This window comes from Falsibacillus pallidus, from assembly GCF_003350505.1.
Taxonomy (GTDB): Bacteria; Bacillota; Bacilli; order Bacillales; family DSM-25281; genus Falsibacillus; species Falsibacillus pallidus.
This window is the reverse complement of record NZ_QQAY01000001.1, coordinates 541,023-556,723: the sequence shown is the minus strand read 5'-3', so window position 1 is coordinate 556,723 and position 15,701 is coordinate 541,023. Positions and strand designations below refer to the sequence as shown.

Genomic DNA, 15,701 nt, shown 5'->3' with positions numbered 1-15,701 from the left:
TATCGAGCGGCCATTTTTGTAACGTCCAGCTCCAGCGCTTTTGTTCTTTGTACCTATCCTACATATTTTTTACATATTTTATTTCGCTTTGCTCAAGATAATGATGTATAAGCAACTTGAAAAGGAGTGAAGAAAATGAAAAAAATATTGATTCTGACAGCGGCTGCTTTGCTGCTTGCTCTTCCAGGAACTGTGCTTGCCCATAATACATCCGGAGCGCCAATTGAGCACCGTCATCATATGGGAAATCATCAGGACTGGATGAAGCAGCAGCAAAAACATCAGGAAATGCTGCTTTCACTTGTAAAACAATACAGCCCTGATACACTTTCCAATTGGCAGAAGGTCATTGCCGATCGTAATGATTTAATGAAGCAGTTCCGCGATCCTGCTTTACGCGAAAAATTCAAGGAAGCCCATAAAAAACAATGGGACAAGCTGAGCGAAGAAGAGAAGCAGAAACTGTTTCAGCAGAAAAAAGCTGAGTGGACAGCGAAAAAAGAAGCACAGAAAAAGTTTACTGAGGATCTAAAAACAGCGATTGATGCAAAGGATCAAGCAAAAATTAAGCAGCTGCTCGATCAGAAATACACTCAAATGGCAGAAAAAAACAAAATGCTTTCCGATAAAATTGCCGAGCTAAAATCTCAAAATTAATTAAAAGCCTTCTGAGACACGTGTCACAGAAGGCTTTTCTCTATTTAATAGCAAATGCCTACCCTTGCACATGGATATTCACCAGTTTGCAGAAGTGAGTAGGCGTAATCCCCGGTATCATATACAGAAATCATCTTGCCATCGATCGGCAAGTAATCCTGTTCTGTCCGATATTTTCCGATCCTTTCGCCATCAGGCAAATACGTAGGGCAAAGGATGGTCCACGAAAGGTCTGTTTCCTTTAGCTGCGAATATACTTTTAAATGCTCCTCAGCAGCCCTCGTCAGCTTCCGTTTGGATTCTGATGATTGGAATCGATAGAGTCCAGCCTCGGCTCGTGACTGAAGGATTCCGGCTGTCCCAATGGTGACGATTCTTTTTACTCCATAGTTCTGCATCCCTTTGATAATCAATGGAATGGATTCCGACAATGTAGTGTTTCCATCTGTTCCAAGTGCACTGAAGACTGCGTCCGTATCCCTGATAGTTTCAAAGACAGAATCCTCTTCCAAAGCATTTCCCTTTATCACTTTTATCAAGGAAGAATCCTCCTTATATTCTTCAGGATTTCTCACTAGGGCCTTGATGTTCCAGCCATCCTGTAAAGCGTTTTGCAGAACGACATTCCCCACTCTTCCTGTGCTTCCGAAAAATCCAAGTCTCATGTCTGATTATCCCCTTTCCATTTGACGGTTCCTCTATTATAAAGCCTTTTCATTTAGAAATAATAGTTCAAGCATTAAGTGGGAAATCTAAACAAAACATTCTCATTGACATTTCGAATTAAAGATATTATGATGTCATTCGTGAATAAAATAATTCCGATAAGAATAGGTGGTTTAAAAATGAAGAAGCTTAAAATGACTTTGGTTCTTGCTCTAAGTGCCATGTTTATACTAGCCGGCTGTGGTTCATCTGATACAAATAAGAATGAATCAGCCAATAAAGAAGATGCCCTTTACAACAAAGTGAAGAAGGATGGAGTCCTTACGATCGGGACAGAAGGAACTTATGCGCCATTTACATTCCATGATAAATCAGGAAAGCTCACTGGCTTTGATGTAGAACTTGCACAAGAAGTGGCTAAACGCATGGGTGTTAAAGCTGAGTTCAAAGAAACACAATGGGATTCCATGTTTGCAGGCTTAAACTCTAAGCGTTTCGACATGATTGCCAATGAGGTTGGAATCAGGGAAGACCGCCAGAAAAAATATGATTTCTCTGATCCATACATCAAGTCAGCTGCCGTTCTTGTAACAGCAAAAGACAACAACGATGTAAAATCTTTTGAAGATATGAAAGGCCTTAAAGCTGCGCAATCCTTGACAAGCAACTATAAAGATATCGCTGCCAAAAATGGCGCACAGATTGTCGGAGTAGAGGGAATGAGCCAAGCGGTCAAATTGATTGAAGCTGGACGCGTAGATGTGACTGTAAACGATAAATTATCCATTCTTGACTACTTAAATACGCAAAAAGATGCCAACATTAAAATTGCTGCTGAAGCAAAAGATGCATCTGCAAGTGCATTCATGTTCCGCAAAGGAAATGATAAGCTGGTTAAAGAAGTGAATAAAGCATTGAAAGATATTAAAGATGATGGTACGTACTTGAAAATCTCTAAAAAATGGTTTGGCGAAGATGTATCTAAATAATATTTTTCCTTCGGCAGACCGTCTTCACGACATGATTCAAATTGCACAAAGCTCCCTAGCTCCCATGGTTCAGGGAGCTTTGTATTATACGATCCCATTAACCATTCTTTCTTTCATATTCGGTATGATACTTGCAATATTGGCAGCACTCGCACGCTTATCCAAGATCGGGATCCTCAGGGGGATTGCCCGGTTCTATGTTTCTGCCATCAGGGGAACTCCTCTTTTGGTGCAATTATTTATCATTTTTTACGGATTGCCTTCATTGAATATTGAAATCGATCCATTTCCATCCGCTGTCCTTGGATTTTCATTGAACGTAGGCGCCTATGCATCAGAAATAGTGCGGGCAGCCATATTATCCATTCCAAAAGGACAATGGGAAGCAGGCGCATCCATCGGGATGACAAACAACCAAGTGTTGAAGCGCATCATCCTTCCTCAAGCAGCAAGGGTTTCAATTCCGCCGTTATCCAATACGTTTATCAGCTTGATTAAGGATACGTCCCTTGCTTCATTGATACTGGTAACAGAATTGTTTAGAAAAGCGCAGGAAATCACTGCGATGAACTATGAATTCCTGCTCCTCTATTCAGAAGCGGCTCTCCTCTATTGGGTCATGTGTTTCATCCTGTCAATCATTCAGGGGCGCATTGAGGCAAGACTTGACCGTTATGTAGCGAAATAAAGAAGAAAGGAGCGAGGACATATATGATTACGATTAATGGACTTCATAAAAAGTTTGATAAATTGGAAGTCTTAAAAGGCATTGATTTAAACGTTGAACAAGGCCAGGTGGTTGTTTTAATCGGTCCTTCCGGTTCCGGAAAAACGACATTTCTCAGGTGCTTGAATGCACTTGAGATCCCGGATCAAGGCAAAGTCTCATTAAGCGATGTTTCCTTGGACTTTAACGGAAAGATCAATAAGCAGAAGCTTCTTCAATACCGCAGACAATCAGGGATGGTGTTCCAGAACTATAACCTCTTCCCACATAAGACAGCATTGGAAAATGTGATGGAAGGTCCGGTCATTGTCAAAAAAGAGCCGAAAGCGAAAGTAGCGGAACGGGCAAAAATCCTGCTGGAAAAGGTCGGACTTGGCGATAAATTCGATTATTACCCGCACCAGCTTTCCGGCGGACAGCAGCAGCGCGTCGGCATTGCAAGGGCATTGGCCATCGAACCGAAAGTCATGCTGTTTGACGAGCCCACATCCGCATTGGACCCGGAACTGGTAGGGGAAGTCCTTAAAGTGATGAAGGATTTAGCCAATGAAGGGATGACGATGGTTGTCGTCACCCACGAAATGCGATTCGCGAAAGAAGCAGCGGATGAAGTCATCTTCATGGATGGAGGCGTCATCGTAGAACGCGGCAAACCATTTCAAATCTTTGATAATCCCCAAGAAGAAAGAACAAAGCGATTTTTGAATATGATACAGTAGCCTTGGAGCACCGCTGCGGAAGCCGGTGCTTTTTTTATGTTTGAAAGTGGAAAAATGACTAAAATACCGCTCTCGAAGTTAATATTCTAATTGAAATTGAATGAATTCCCACTTGGAAAGGGCAGGAGGATCCATTAAACACGGAAAACAAGTTGGAAATCTGCCCTCGATCTGAGCTATGCGCGAAAAATGATCGGCTATGCGCCAGCGCGCGGGTCTTATGCGCGAAAAACCATCTCCTATGCGCGGGCGAAAGCAGCCTATGCGCGGGCGAAAGCAGCCTATGCGCTAAAACATCCTCCTTATGCGCCAGCGCCGAATTCGGTTCCAATCCAAATCGTCGATTGAGCGCTCAGTCAATTGCTCCAAAGCCAAACCCCTTCAATTTGCCAGGCTGCCGCCTGGATATTCGGCAAGATCAAGAGAACAAGAAAATATGACCCTGTAAAAGCGGATCTGAACCTAAAATGCTTCCAATTGTCCCTTTATCGGTAATTAGGGGGGCGGCCTCAACTTAGAAGGATACGAGGGGATAAAAAAACGGGAGAAATTATTGTGGATCATCCCTTGTGATAGGCTCTATGCGCGAAGCATGGTCGGCTATGCGCCAGCGGCCAGCCTTTATGCGCGAAATCCTATTTCCTATGCACGGGGCAAGGCAGCCTATGCGCTAAAACTTCCTCCTTATGCGCCAGCGCCAAATTCGGTTCCAATCCACATCGTCGATTGAGCGCTCAGTCAAACGCGCCAAAGCCAAACCCCTTCAATTTGCCAGGCTGCCGCCTGGATATTCGGCAAGATCAAATTTGTGGCGGGAAAGACAACATAATTCCGCCACTCTAACGACACCCAGCAGATTCATCCCAATTCGTCAAAAATGAAAATTTTTCCCTATTATGAGAAAATACATACTAGATGCTGTCTTCAATGGAAATGAATAGTGAAGATAAAAGGAGGAGTATGATTCATGGAATATCGTATTGAAAAGGATACAATAGGCGAAATCAAAGTTCCTGCCGATAAGGAGTGGGGTGCCCAGACACAGCGGAGCAAGCAGAATTTTAAAATCGGCATCGAGAAAATGCCGATCGAAGTGACGTACGCTTTTGCCCAGCTGAAAAAAGCAGCAGCCCATGTCAATAATGGATTGGGGAAGCTCTCTGGGGAAAAGAGAGATGCCATTTCTGCTGCTTGTGATGAAATTCTTACAGGCAGTCTGGATGAACAGTTTCCACTGGTTGTCTGGCAGACGGGAAGCGGAACTCAATCGAATATGAACGTCAATGAAGTGGTCGCAAGAAGGGCCAATCAAAAACTTCAGGAATCAGGATTCGATCAATCTGTCCATCCGAATGATGATGTAAATATGTCTCAAAGCTCCAATGATACATTTCCGACAGCTATGCATATCGCAGCCTATCATGAAATGAGAGAAAGGCTTTTTCCTGCTTTGAAGCAGCTTAGAGAAACGCTTGCCAATAAAGAAAAAGAATTTATGAATATCATCAAAATTGGACGCACACATCTGCAGGATGCCACTCCGGTTACACTTGGACAGGAAATCAGCGGATGGAGGGCCATGCTCGATAAAAGCGGAAAGATGATTGAGGAAGCAATGGACCATCTCCTTGATTTAGCGATTGGCGGGACGGCAGTCGGAACTGGAATCAATGCCGATCCTTCCTTTGGTGAAAAAGTTGCTGCTCAGTTGAAGGATCAAACAGGCTATTCGTTCCGTTCTTCAGACAATAAATTTCACGCATTGACAAGTCATGATGAAATCGTCCATGTTCATGGTGGTCTGAAGGCGCTGGCTGCAGATTTAATGAAAATTGCCAATGATGTGCGCTGGCTTGCGAGCGGCCCGAGGAGCGGGATTGGGGAATTGACTATTCCGGCAAATGAACCTGGAAGCTCCATCATGCCTGGTAAAGTGAACCCGACCCAAAGCGAAGCATTGACCATGGTTGCTGTACAGGTCTTCGGGAATGATGCGGCCATTGGATTTGCAGCAAGCCAAGGCAACTTTGAATTAAATGTGTTCAAACCGGTCATCATCTACAATTTCCTGCAGAGTGTCAGGCTGCTGGCTGACAGTATGAAATCCTTTGATGAAAATTGTGCAAAGGGCATTGAAGCAAATGAAGAGGTAATCAAGGAATTTGTAGATAAATCCCTTATGCTTGTAACCGCATTGAATCCGCATATCGGCTATGAAAATGCAGCTTCGATTGCAAAGTCTGCTTTCAATAAAGGAATTACACTGAAAGAGGCAGCCATTGAAAGCGGGCTCGTGACCGAAGAACAATATAATGAGTGGATCGATCCGAAAAAAATGGTCAATTTGTGAAGTTTGTTCTTTAAAAAATAAGTAGGCCCCTGAGCGTTCTCAGGGGCCTTTGCCATGTTATTGAAGGTTAAAGATTATTATTTTTGGTATCCGCCAAGCTGTTGTTCAGCCATTTGTACTAGGCGCTTAGTGATTTCTCCACCTACAGAGCCGTTAGCACGTGCAGTTGCGTCTGGTCCAAGTTGAACACCGAATTCAGAAGCGATTTCATACTTCATTTGATCGATAGCTGCTTGAGACCCTGGAGCTACTAATTGGTTTGAAGAATTAGATCTTTGTTGGTTTTGCATGTTCTGTCATCTCCTTGTAGAGTTATTTTATGGTTGAGTCAGCTGGATTTGCACCAGTACACATCGTGATGTGCTCCACTGTTTGGACTAACCCATCGAGTAATATTTTGCTGCTGTTAATCTGTATTATGGTGTTTTTTCGAAAGAATATGCGAGGGTGATAGAGGGAATTTATGGGTAAAGTGATCCATGATCGTCCACTACATATTTCTTCTGCAATCATGCATCCTATGAGTAAAATAAGTTCATAAAGGGAGAGCCGTTGGGATGAATTTTTGCTCAGTGTGCAATGGTTTTGCACAATACGTTTTTCACTGTCCCGAATGCAGGGGGATCATGCAAGATCAAGGCAGACTGTATGATTATTATGATGAATACAGCGCATATATGGATATCGATGTCGCTAAGTTGGAAGACGGAGACCCGGAGAGTTCAAAAAAGGCGGTTTGCATGCATTTGTTAGCATGTACAGAATGCCGGCAGCAAATCATCCAAAATATTTATTACTAAGAAAAGAGCTGGATTTGGACAAAAAAGATCCTCCCGCGTTGGGAGGATCTTTAGATATTATCGGATTCTTAATTCATTGGATGGATCGAAGAAGTGTGCTTTATTCAGGTCAAATGCAAGTTCTACAGTTTGGCCTGGCTTGATGTCTGAACGGGAGTCGACTCTTGAGATGAACTCTTGGCCGCCAACTTGGGAATAAAGCATCATTTCAGCACCAGTCAGCTCAGCTACTTCGATTTTTGCTGTGATGGTTGTGCCTTGTGAAGATTCGATGAAGACAGGTTCATCATGAATATCCTCAGGACGTACACCAAGTACAAGATCCTTGCCGACATAGCCTTTATCTCTTAATACTTTTAATTTTCCTTCAGGAACAGCGATTTTTTTATCGCCGATGACAAAGTCATTGCCATCCAAGCGTCCAGTAAAGAAGTTCATTGCTGGGGACCCGATGAATCCGCCGACAAAGATATTTTCCGGATTATCATAAACTTCTTTAGGCGTACCTACTTGCTGAATGACGCCGTCTTTCATAACAACAATGCGTGTTGCCATTGTCATCGCTTCTGTCTGGTCATGTGTTACATAGATTGTAGTTGTTTGCAGGCGCTGATGAAGCTTAGCGATTTCTGCACGCATTTGTACGCGTAGTTTTGCATCCAGATTGGACAAAGGTTCATCCATAAGGAATACTTTCGCATCACGAACGATTGCACGGCCCAAAGCGACACGCTGGCGCTGACCGCCTGACAATGCTTTCGGTTTACGGTCAAGGTATGCTTCAAGTCCGAGGATCTTAGCAGCATCTTTCACGCGGCGGTCGATTTCGTCCTTAGCCACTTTGCGCAGCTTCAATCCGAATGCCATATTGTCATATACGCTCATATGAGGGTATAGTGCATAGTTCTGGAAAACCATTGCAATATCGCGGTCTTTCGGCGCAACATCGTTCACACGATTTTCACCAATATAGAAATCTCCCTTAGAAATTTCCTCTAGACCTGCGATCATGCGCAAAGTAGTGGATTTACCGCAGCCAGATGGTCCGACGAATACGATAAATTCCTTGTCCTGGATATGTAAGTTGAAGTCATTAACGGCTGTTACTTTATTATCATAGACTTTATAAATATTGTTTAATTTTAATTCTGCCATTTGAAAAGCCTCCTTATAATAGTGCAATCGTTTTCATGTCCTAGCACCTATTTTAAAGAAAGCCCTTTCAAAATAATATGGTCAACCTGCACAAAAAGGGTGCAGGTCGTTTAGGCAAAGTGTTCATCCTTGAAATATTCGTATTCCAGACAAGCGAGATAAACGGCAAGCGTCCCGCTGTATGACTTCAAATCGATTCCTGTGCTGTCAGTGAACTTTTCAAGCCGATATTGCAGGCTGTTTCTGTGAAGATACAGCTGCTTTGCTGTCAAACTTGTATTATTATGATTTTCGATATATTTTTTTATTGCCGAAAAAAGGTCAGGATCGCCTTGGAAAATGGAGATGACCTGATCCATTGAGGATTTAAAAGCTAATGAAGGATTTTCACGCAATTCCTTCACCAGGAAGACCGGCAGCACTTTATCAAATGAAACCACCTTATCTTTCAGCATCGTTTGCTGTGCAAAACGAAAATACTTCTGTTCCTGCTCAAATGAACGTTCTCTAAAGTTATCAGGCAGATGGAAAGACCCAATATAAAACAGGGCATTTGTATAAAAATCGCCTTCAAATGCTTCAATAGCAGAGGCAAGCTCTTCATTGGATATAGAAAAGTCTATCTTCTCCTCAATGATGAACCCTTGATGAGGAGAGAGCATACCGATTGCTGCAGGTTTTTCGAAAATATTCACCAGCGCCTCTCCAAGACCATCAGCCTCAATCGAAGGGGAAGAAAGATAAAACTGAATCACTCTGAATTCATTTTTGAACAGTGGTGAATCCTCTCCTTTGAACAGGAATTCATACCATGCATTTGCCTGGCCGGCAATCACCTGGAACCCATCAGTTTGCTCCACATGAGGAAACAAAGCTTGAAGAAGTTCAAGTTGTCCATCCGAAAGTTCTTCATTCGGGATTCCGATGAATTGATGGTTATCTTCGTCCTTAAACCAATGGTATTCGTTTGAAGGGAGCGGATTGTTTTTAACAATGAGTGAATTGGGGAATTGATTGATTAATTTTTCCAGCATTCGCATTCCTCTTTTTGTATTATGGTACAATTATTATACAGGCAAGTGACGTTTATTTTCAAAATCAAGTAATTGAAAACTGTTAATAACTTCTATACACTAGTATGTAGTATTAGGTCGAGGTGGAAAACATGGAATATAATCAAGAGATGAAAAATCGTCTGCGCCGTCTCGAAGGGCAAGTTAGAGGCGTTCTTCGAATGATGGAGGAAGATAAGCACTGCAAGGATGTCGTGACACAGCTGTCAGCCATCCGTTCTGCTGTCGATCGTTCAATCGGTCTGATTGTGGCGAAGAATTTGGAAGCATGCATCAAGGAATCCTCCGATCAGGGGCAAAGTGCTGAAGAGGCAATTCAAGAAGCAGTCAAGATGCTCGTCAAGAGCCGATAAAGCATTAAGAAAGGCATTTCCGATTATGGAAATGCCTTTTTCTTTTTTACCCCTGCATCGAGGACGGTGGAGTCTCTTCCGTCAAGTCCGTTGCTTCTTCAATATTGGCTGATTCTGCCCTCATGTGGACGGAACCGCCGGACATGCCCTCATTGATCATTCGATCGACATCGAGATAGGCTTTGTTTTTGCCTTCATAATTCGTATCTTCAAGAAATTCGTATTGCTCTTTATCTTTACTGGACATGGTTCATTCCTCCTTTTTATTATTTTTTCAAAAGAAGGAACTTCCCATACATGCCATTATTGTTTGTCGTATACGTGATAAAGCATTAAATCATGGATTTGGGAGGACAGTGCTTGGACGGAATCTTCAGGCGGTGCCGCAGATGTCCATTCGATTTTTCCATCCGGAAGATAATTGCCTTCATAGCGGTTCTGTTTGAAATAGAAGGAAATTGTCCATCCGGGCAGCCGCTGTTCTTTGTACATTGGTTGGAATTGAAAGTGTTGAATCATATACTCAGCCCCTTTTCTCTGCTTCTATTGTACGTTTTTAGGCTCTGGTTGAACAGTGGGAATCTCCGCTGTTTGGGAGCAATATGAAGCGAATAATCGAGGTCCAAGCAACATAGTGTATACCGATATGAAAAAAAGGGGGCTGGGAACATGACTTTTTTGGAGAAGCTTGAGAAAGCCATCACGGATGAATGGAAGGCTTATCACTTTTATAAGGAACTGAAGACAAAAACAAACAATCCATTATTCCTTGAATTTATAGAAGAACCTATGCAGGATGAGAAAAAGCATTATGAGATGTTTCAATATCTTCATTATCTCCTGACAGGGAACTACTATGAAAATGAACAGGAGAAAGTGAAGTTCACCACTTTCAAAGAAGGGGTTCTGATGGCGCTGAAAGATGAACTCGAAGCAGCTGATTCTTATCGGGATATGCTTTTTGAAATGCCAAATCAGCAGGCCTACCAGCCATTGTTTACCGCTATGACGGATGAAATGAACCATGCTACCCGTTTTTCAACGATCTATAATTCATTGAAATGAATGGAACGTGCGTTATTTTAGGATTTCCATAGAAAAGCCTGGTTTCCGTCGAAGGGAAATCAGGCTTTTTGTTTTCAAACCCAGTGGGTCAATTGATAAAATAGACGCACTATGCTTGAACGTTTTTTTAGTTCGATTTCTTCTTCATCAAAACTCATCGGTTTGGAGTTCAATTCGAAAAGCCAAATATGATTTCTTTCATCAAGGCCGAGATCGAATGTGAATTCCCCGAAAAAGCCATAAAGGTCTGATAATGCTTTCCCGCAATGTTTTGCAAGGGACTTGATTTCAGTTTCCAGAAGAGGATTCCGGATGGAATGGTAAGGGTAGAGGGATCCGCCTCTTTTCATATGGGTGGTAAGCTGCTGTTTGTTCGCAAGCCTGACTCCGATTCCGGTAAGGGTGTATCCTTTCTTCCCAAAGTGGACATGCCCGCGCAGGTCGTATTTCTTTCCTGCAGCCTGTTTGGTTTGAATCATTTCCTGCATCAAGTAGGGCTCTGCCAGCCATTTATCCCCCTCACATTCCCAAAGGGAGTCGAAGGATGAAAAGCGGGCTGTGTCTTTTTCCTTTACCAGTCTCCATTCTCCTGACTCATCCATAGTCAAGAGGGTGATGCCTTTTCCTTGAGATTGTTTGATGGGCTTGATATAGAGATTCCTTTTCTCCTCCAGTAGCGCCAACAGTGCGCTTTTCTCCATAAGTGGAGCGGTAAAGGGGAGGTGTTTAGAAATAGAGGGGATATTTTTAAATGATTCATACATATCCAGTTTATTGATGAAGCAAGGATTGAAGAAGGGAACTTCTTTTTCTTTCAGTGTTTTAATTAAATGGTGAAAACTTTCACTTTCCTCGGTTTTACGGGAAGGAAGGCGGTTATAGATGATCTCTGGATAAGGAAAATCTGTTTCATGCCAAGTATCGGTCGAAGGATGGTGAAAATAGCCATGGATGCCTTGGGGAAAAAGGTCATCCAATGTAAAGACAAAGCTGAATCCTCCGATTTCCTGCAATTCTGCTTGTATGCTTTTGAATAGGGAGCCGTTTCCTGTTAAAAGCCCCGCTTTATTCTTCCCGGTTAGAATTCCGATAAGTGGCCCGATTTGATTTTTCCTTTCACACATCTTGAAATCAAACCGGCTCGTTTCCCCCCGCCCCTCAACGAAATCTTCGTTGTTCCCCCAAAACAAAGGTTGAACACCAGTGTGGGAAAAATATCGAGAGCCTTCATGGAAATAAAGCATCATCTAAATAATTCCTCAGGATTCTCAAATGTTTGTTCCGTTAAATAAATTCCGAATGATAATGCTAATTTTCTCGTCAGCAGATCCACTTCCCGTAATTCTGGATGGGAGAAAATAGATCTTCCCGGTTTTGAATTAGCTTCAAACAGCCATATATCCCCGTTTCGATCGATTCCGAAGTCAAATCCGATTTCAGCCACGATGCCTCCGATTTGCCTTTCAAGTGCATTGGAAAGGATCAAAGCTGCTTTCTCCAGCTTTTCTCGATATAATTTCTGATTCTGTTCATCCGGGTATATTTCTTCCAGAGTCTTTACTTCCCCGCCATTATTCAGGTGGGTGGTTGGTGAGCCATTCCCGGCCATTTTTGCCGCAATCGCACTGATGATCCATTCTCCTTTTTCGTCCTTATTGGCGTGTACCCTGAAATCAAGCGGCCTGCCTTGATGCTTTATTAAATAGATGCCTTGCTGAACGAGCATCCGGTCAAGGCTCCTTTTAGCAAAAACCACTTTCGCCAGGCTTTCCAAACTTGAAAAACGCTGAAGTTTATTTTGTTGATCCCGATAGCGGCAATAGTAGGCCCCATTCTTTTTATCATAGATGATTTGATAAACCCCAAGACCCAAACTTCCATTTTGCGGTTTAATGAATACTTGCCCGTGCTCTGACAACATTTGTTCAATTTGATGAAATGATTGAAAAGGGGCGGTTTCCGGTAAATATATTTCAGCCTCCGGGGTATTGTAGAGTTTTTCAAAAATTTCGAGCTTGTTGAAAAAGCCCGGATTATACCAAGGGATCAAATAGTCTTTTTCAAGCCTTTCCTTAATCTCCTTCGATACTTTAAGCTTTTCGCTTCGCCGATTAGGAAGCCTGTCATAAACTACATTTGGAAACGGAACAATTTCCTGCTCCCAGCCTTTATCGGTGAAAAAGTAGGCATTGATCAATCCGTGTTCCCAATCAATATGTCCATCTCCGAAAAGGAACGGAACGACTCCTGCTGCGGACTGGGAAGAAAGGATCTTTGAAAATAAAAACGACCTCTCGCCAATCGGACGGACTTGGAAGGGAGTGAAACCGGAAGAAAAAATGCCGATCAGAGGTCCTAAATGAAGACAGTTGTCCTTCGTAAAAACATGGATTGTTTCTATGTGGCTGGGGAGGTGCAGCTCTTTAGACAGCTTTGAACTGATTGAAATGACATTTCTTCCATTTGGCTGCTGCAGAAATTCTGCCTGGCATTCAGAAGAGCCGAAACCAATGGTCGACAATATTTTATTTTCATCAAAATTAGCAGGGAGATAGACCAAGCTTTTTTCAGATTGGACTCTCTCTAGTCTGAATCGTTTCGCCATCACATTCTACCTCACTTTGTTTTTTCAAATCGTTCATCAACTTTTTCTGTTAAAAAGCGGCAATAGTCAAAGGGAGCTTTATATAGTGATTCTAATTGTACTGGATTTGTGGACGCCACCAGCTTTCTTCCGGGTTTGGAATTGATGTCGAGCACCCAAATGGATTCATCTTTTGCAATGATGATATCTATGCCTAATTCAAATAGCGGGAAAAAGTGTTCTTCAAGGAGCGGCGGCAGTTTTTCTAATAATTCCTTGATTTCTTTTTCCAAGAATGAATGATTGAATTGTGGGGTGGTTGTTTTCCATTCGGAATAGGGGAGGATGGATGCCCCTGCACTCATGTTTGTTAAAATTCCCTCTGATTGGCCGATTCGGATCCCCCTTGCCCTCTCAATCCATTTTCCTTCCCCGTTTTTCTGAAGAAATACCCTGAGATCAAACGGACGATTTGTCTCATCCAAGTTCGGAAGCCTCGGCTGGACGATATATATATTCTTGATAAGGAGACGTTCAAAAAATGGAATGGATTCATCCGGTTTCGCTAACAGCTTGGAGACTACTTTACCGTTTTTCGTCGTTTTAATGAGAAGCATGCCTTCATGGAATTGGATGGAATATACAGCGTAGCCATGTGCACCATTGACGGGTTTGATGATGACTTCCCCGTAGACTTGCGCTTCTTGGATAATCTGCTGGGCAGAACTGACTTTTTTTGTCTGGGGTAAATAAGGGGATAATTCAAGGTCCGTTTTAAGCTTCTCATACAGGGACCATTTATTAGGCAGTCCATACCCAAGGAAAGTGATATCTTTTCTTGTTTTCAGCCAGGATACAATTGCCTGGGCATCTTTATCGTTTTTATTTTCTCCATAGAGGCATCGGTCGTAAAGCATCTCCGGGATTTCGAATGAAGCATTTGCCCAAGTCTGCTGATCGTGGTCGAAGCAAAATCCTGATACAGCATCCGAACCGGGCATGATTGCGAGAGGAGAGAAGAGAAAGAGTTTCACTTCTGCCTCCTTGCTTAGTTTTCCAAGTTCTTCAAAATAGTCAGACGGTCTTTCAGGACATAAAGTAAGAATTCCTAAATTAATCATCTTGTAATCTCCTTTCTTGCCATAGGATTTCTGCAAAATTCCAGATGGCTCTTGTGGATGGGCGGAATGGCGATTGGATCTGCTCCGATTGCTTGGATGGCTTAGTATTCACTTCTATGATCCACGTTTTTCCGGATTGATCGACCCCGATGTCCAAGCCGAATTCCCCTGCAACTCCTTCAATCGATTCCGATAAGGTTTTGGAAGATTCCACTGCTAATTCTTTCATTAAGGAATAAATATAATGGGCTGTCTCTGGTTTAAAGAACTCACGAAGGACGGCTAAGGGTTTGTTTATGGTGCCTCCCTGTGCCAAGTTTGACACGAATTGATTTTCTGCGGATAGTCTCGCAACAGAGGAAGTGACGGTCCATTTCTTTGATCGATTAGGATGGACGAGAAGCCGGAAATCTATTTTTTTATCATCCAGTGAGATCAGCTGCAGGGATTGCTGGATGATGCAAGCCCTTTTGCCGATCCATCCAGCGATGAGATTTTCAGCTTCTCGGAGTTCTGAAAATTGATGATCTTTTACCTGGTGGTAATTGGTCTGGCTTATATGATAAGTATCATTCTTCCTCTTGATTTCAATGATTCCCCTGCCTTGGCTTCCGTGGATGGGCTTAATGAAGGCAGCCCCGAATTCATCCAGATAGGCAGCCAGTACAGACCTTGAATAAAGATCTGTTATAGGGATGTATGGAAGCAGATGACTTTCATTCCTGAGGAACTGATGGACTTCCCACTTTGACAGGAAGTGTGGATTGAAGATGACAGTGCCTTCATCGATTAAATGCGAATACACCATTTTAAACACTTCAGATCGTTCCGTCCTTCTGGAATGGATACGGTTATATACCACATCAGGAAGGGGAAGGACCGCACGAGTCCATTGATCACCATCTAAATAAAATGAAGACGGTGAGCCGGTGCTGCTGACTGATGAAGGAAGCCCCATCAATGAAAGGTAACCCCCATTTTTTTGTGTGAACGCATGCAGTTCTTCTGCGAAGCAATGAATGGAGCCAAAATGAGGCTGACCGTTTCCGTTCTGGCGGATTTCCGTTAAAATGGAGAGGAAAGGACCAAGTTTAATATGGCCATCCTTCATATGAAAGCGGACATTCCAACGGATGATCTGATGGGGGATCCCTAATTGATTGTATAAAGCAGAATCGACTTTTCCCATTCCTTCCGCCAAATCATTCTGCAGGAAGATAAGGGCAGCGGATTTTTTATTGCCTATTTGAACATCTGCCTGCTGTCCATCCTTCAAGCCAAGTGCGTCTCCGTCTTCAGGACTAAGGAAGATTCCCGGGAATGAGGGAACATGGACAGGTTTTTCATTTATATGGAACAAAATAAGAGCAGCCATAGTCATTCCCCGTTTGCTTAAAGTCAATGGTTGTAGATATAATTATTTACTAGGCATTAGTTGATAT

18 protein-coding genes are annotated in these 15,701 nt (G+C 42.8%); 8 read left to right on the top strand and 10 right to left on the bottom strand.

The features are described 5' to 3' along the window. Positions 1 to 135 precede the first annotated feature (135 nt). Positions 136 to 657, top strand: coding sequence for a hypothetical protein (locus DFR59_RS02800; RefSeq protein WP_114744104.1), 522 nt, complete (start codon positions 136 to 138; stop codon positions 655 to 657). A 44-nt stretch (positions 658 to 701) separates the two neighbouring features. Here DFR59_RS02800 and DFR59_RS02795 read toward each other — a convergent pair whose 3' ends face one another. After that, entirely contained in the window at positions 702 to 1,322 is a 621-nt protein-coding gene (locus DFR59_RS02795) for an NAD(P)-dependent oxidoreductase (protein WP_114744103.1), read from the bottom strand. Positions 1,323 to 1,502: 180 nt separating this feature from the next. On the opposite strand from DFR59_RS02795, the gene DFR59_RS02790 reads away from it, so the two are divergent. The 4 genes from DFR59_RS02790 (at position 1,503) to fumC (ending at position 6,108) form a co-directional block, all read left to right on the top strand. Then, positions 1,503 to 2,312, top strand: a complete 810-nt coding sequence (locus DFR59_RS02790; RefSeq protein WP_114744102.1) for an amino acid ABC transporter substrate-binding protein — start codon at positions 1,503 to 1,505, stop codon at positions 2,310 to 2,312. Then, entirely contained in the window at positions 2,299 to 3,000 is a 702-nt protein-coding gene (locus tag DFR59_RS02785; RefSeq protein WP_114744101.1) for an ABC transporter permease subunit, read from the top strand. Before DFR59_RS02790 ends, DFR59_RS02785 begins: the two co-directional genes overlap by 14 nt. Positions 3,001 to 3,023: 23 nt before the next feature. Then, positions 3,024 to 3,758: an amino acid ABC transporter ATP-binding protein gene (locus tag DFR59_RS02780; RefSeq protein WP_114744100.1), complete on the top strand. Its 735-nt coding sequence runs from the start codon at positions 3,024 to 3,026 to the stop codon at positions 3,756 to 3,758. A 967-nt stretch (positions 3,759 to 4,725) separates the two neighbouring features. Next, positions 4,726 to 6,108, top strand: a complete 1,383-nt coding sequence (fumC, locus tag DFR59_RS02775) for a class II fumarate hydratase (RefSeq protein ID WP_114744099.1) — start codon at positions 4,726 to 4,728, stop codon at positions 6,106 to 6,108. 77 nt (positions 6,109 to 6,185) lie between these two features. Here fumC and DFR59_RS02770 read toward each other — a convergent pair whose 3' ends face one another. Further along, a complete protein-coding gene (locus DFR59_RS02770) occupies positions 6,186 to 6,398 on the bottom strand; it encodes an alpha/beta-type small acid-soluble spore protein (RefSeq protein ID WP_114744098.1) in 213 nt (70 codons plus the stop codon). A 267-nt stretch (positions 6,399 to 6,665) separates the two neighbouring features. Between DFR59_RS02770 and DFR59_RS02765 the strand changes: the two genes are divergently transcribed. Then, a complete protein-coding gene (locus DFR59_RS02765) occupies positions 6,666 to 6,908 on the top strand; it encodes a hypothetical protein (protein WP_114744097.1) in 243 nt (80 codons plus the stop codon). 57 nt (positions 6,909 to 6,965) lie between these two features. On the opposite strand, the gene DFR59_RS02760 is transcribed toward DFR59_RS02765, so the two are convergent. Together DFR59_RS02760 and DFR59_RS02755 are read right to left on the bottom strand one after the other, a co-directional pair. Continuing rightward, on the bottom strand, positions 6,966 to 8,063 hold the full coding sequence (locus DFR59_RS02760; RefSeq protein WP_114744096.1) for an ABC transporter ATP-binding protein: 1,098 nt from the start codon (positions 8,061 to 8,063) through the stop codon (positions 6,966 to 6,968). Between the two features lie 110 nt (positions 8,064 to 8,173). Further along, entirely contained in the window at positions 8,174 to 9,097 is a 924-nt protein-coding gene (locus tag DFR59_RS02755; RefSeq protein WP_158538294.1) for a PucR family transcriptional regulator, read from the bottom strand. 131 nt (positions 9,098 to 9,228) lie between these two features. On the opposite strand from DFR59_RS02755, the gene DFR59_RS02750 reads away from it, so the two are divergent. Continuing rightward, a complete protein-coding gene (locus DFR59_RS02750; RefSeq protein WP_114744094.1) occupies positions 9,229 to 9,489 on the top strand; it encodes a metal-sensitive transcriptional regulator in 261 nt (86 codons plus the stop codon). Between the two features lie 46 nt (positions 9,490 to 9,535). Here DFR59_RS02750 and DFR59_RS02745 read toward each other — a convergent pair whose 3' ends face one another. Further along, the gene (locus DFR59_RS02745) at positions 9,536 to 9,736 is read right to left on the bottom strand and encodes a hypothetical protein (RefSeq protein WP_114744093.1); all 201 of its coding nucleotides are present in this window, start codon (positions 9,734 to 9,736) and stop codon (positions 9,536 to 9,538) included. A gap of 56 nt (positions 9,737 to 9,792) precedes the next feature. Further along, complete coding sequence (locus DFR59_RS02740; RefSeq protein WP_114744092.1) at positions 9,793 to 10,008, bottom strand: YheE family protein; 216 nt, start codon at positions 10,006 to 10,008, stop codon at positions 9,793 to 9,795. Between the two features lie 150 nt (positions 10,009 to 10,158). Between DFR59_RS02740 and DFR59_RS02735 the strand changes: the two genes are divergently transcribed. Next, on the top strand, positions 10,159 to 10,554 hold the full coding sequence (locus DFR59_RS02735; RefSeq protein WP_114744091.1) for a ferritin family protein: 396 nt from the start codon (positions 10,159 to 10,161) through the stop codon (positions 10,552 to 10,554). A gap of 74 nt (positions 10,555 to 10,628) precedes the next feature. Here DFR59_RS02735 and DFR59_RS02730 read toward each other — a convergent pair whose 3' ends face one another. Genes DFR59_RS02730 through DFR59_RS02715 form a run of 4 tightly spaced genes read right to left on the bottom strand, consistent with a single transcriptional unit; the run spans position 10,629 to position 15,634 of the window. Continuing rightward, entirely contained in the window at positions 10,629 to 11,801 is a 1,173-nt protein-coding gene (locus DFR59_RS02730) for a YheC/YheD family endospore coat-associated protein (RefSeq protein WP_114744090.1), read from the bottom strand. After that, positions 11,798 to 13,159: a YheC/YheD family endospore coat-associated protein gene (locus tag DFR59_RS02725; protein WP_114744089.1), complete on the bottom strand. Its 1,362-nt coding sequence runs from the start codon at positions 13,157 to 13,159 to the stop codon at positions 11,798 to 11,800. The genes DFR59_RS02730 and DFR59_RS02725 overlap by 4 nt, the downstream gene beginning before the upstream one ends. A gap of 11 nt (positions 13,160 to 13,170) precedes the next feature. Next, positions 13,171 to 14,259, bottom strand: coding sequence for a YheC/YheD family endospore coat-associated protein (locus DFR59_RS02720; protein ID WP_114744088.1), 1,089 nt, complete (start codon positions 14,257 to 14,259; stop codon positions 13,171 to 13,173). Then, on the bottom strand, positions 14,252 to 15,634 hold the full coding sequence (locus DFR59_RS02715) for a YheC/YheD family endospore coat-associated protein (RefSeq protein WP_158538293.1): 1,383 nt from the start codon (positions 15,632 to 15,634) through the stop codon (positions 14,252 to 14,254). The genes DFR59_RS02720 and DFR59_RS02715 overlap by 8 nt, the downstream gene beginning before the upstream one ends. Positions 15,635 to 15,701: the final 67 nt, after the last annotated feature.

Excerpts from the sequence above, each read along its gene's own strand:
- DFR59_RS02800 (WP_114744104.1), top strand. The coding sequence starts at position 136 with ATGAAAAAAATATTGATTCTGACAGCGGCTGCTTTGCTGCTTGCTCTT.
- DFR59_RS02795 (WP_114744103.1), bottom strand. The coding sequence starts at position 1,322 with ATGAGACTTGGATTTTTCGGAAGCACAGGAAGAGTGGGGAATGTCGTT.
- DFR59_RS02790 (WP_114744102.1), top strand. The coding sequence starts at position 1,503 with ATGAAGAAGCTTAAAATGACTTTGGTTCTTGCTCTAAGTGCCATGTTT.
- DFR59_RS02785 (WP_114744101.1), top strand. The coding sequence starts at position 2,299 with ATGTATCTAAATAATATTTTTCCTTCGGCAGACCGTCTTCACGACATG.
- DFR59_RS02780 (WP_114744100.1), top strand. The coding sequence starts at position 3,024 with ATGATTACGATTAATGGACTTCATAAAAAGTTTGATAAATTGGAAGTC.
- fumC (WP_114744099.1), top strand. The coding sequence starts at position 4,726 with ATGGAATATCGTATTGAAAAGGATACAATAGGCGAAATCAAAGTTCCT.
- DFR59_RS02770 (WP_114744098.1), bottom strand. The coding sequence starts at position 6,398 with ATGCAAAACCAACAAAGATCTAATTCTTCAAACCAATTAGTAGCTCCA.
- DFR59_RS02765 (WP_114744097.1), top strand. The coding sequence starts at position 6,666 with ATGAATTTTTGCTCAGTGTGCAATGGTTTTGCACAATACGTTTTTCAC.
- DFR59_RS02760 (WP_114744096.1), bottom strand. The coding sequence starts at position 8,063 with ATGGCAGAATTAAAATTAAACAATATTTATAAAGTCTATGATAATAAA.
- DFR59_RS02755 (WP_158538294.1), bottom strand. The coding sequence starts at position 9,097 with ATGCTGGAAAAATTAATCAATCAATTCCCCAATTCACTCATTGTTAAA.
- DFR59_RS02750 (WP_114744094.1), top strand. The coding sequence starts at position 9,229 with ATGGAATATAATCAAGAGATGAAAAATCGTCTGCGCCGTCTCGAAGGG.
- DFR59_RS02745 (WP_114744093.1), bottom strand. The coding sequence starts at position 9,736 with ATGTCCAGTAAAGATAAAGAGCAATACGAATTTCTTGAAGATACGAAT.
- DFR59_RS02740 (WP_114744092.1), bottom strand. The coding sequence starts at position 10,008 with ATGATTCAACACTTTCAATTCCAACCAATGTACAAAGAACAGCGGCTG.
- DFR59_RS02735 (WP_114744091.1), top strand. The coding sequence starts at position 10,159 with ATGACTTTTTTGGAGAAGCTTGAGAAAGCCATCACGGATGAATGGAAG.
- DFR59_RS02730 (WP_114744090.1), bottom strand. The coding sequence starts at position 11,801 with ATGATGCTTTATTTCCATGAAGGCTCTCGATATTTTTCCCACACTGGT.
- DFR59_RS02725 (WP_114744089.1), bottom strand. The coding sequence starts at position 13,159 with ATGGCGAAACGATTCAGACTAGAGAGAGTCCAATCTGAAAAAAGCTTG.
- DFR59_RS02720 (WP_114744088.1), bottom strand. The coding sequence starts at position 14,259 with ATGATTAATTTAGGAATTCTTACTTTATGTCCTGAAAGACCGTCTGAC.
- DFR59_RS02715 (WP_158538293.1), bottom strand. The coding sequence starts at position 15,634 with ATGGCTGCTCTTATTTTGTTCCATATAAATGAAAAACCTGTCCATGTT.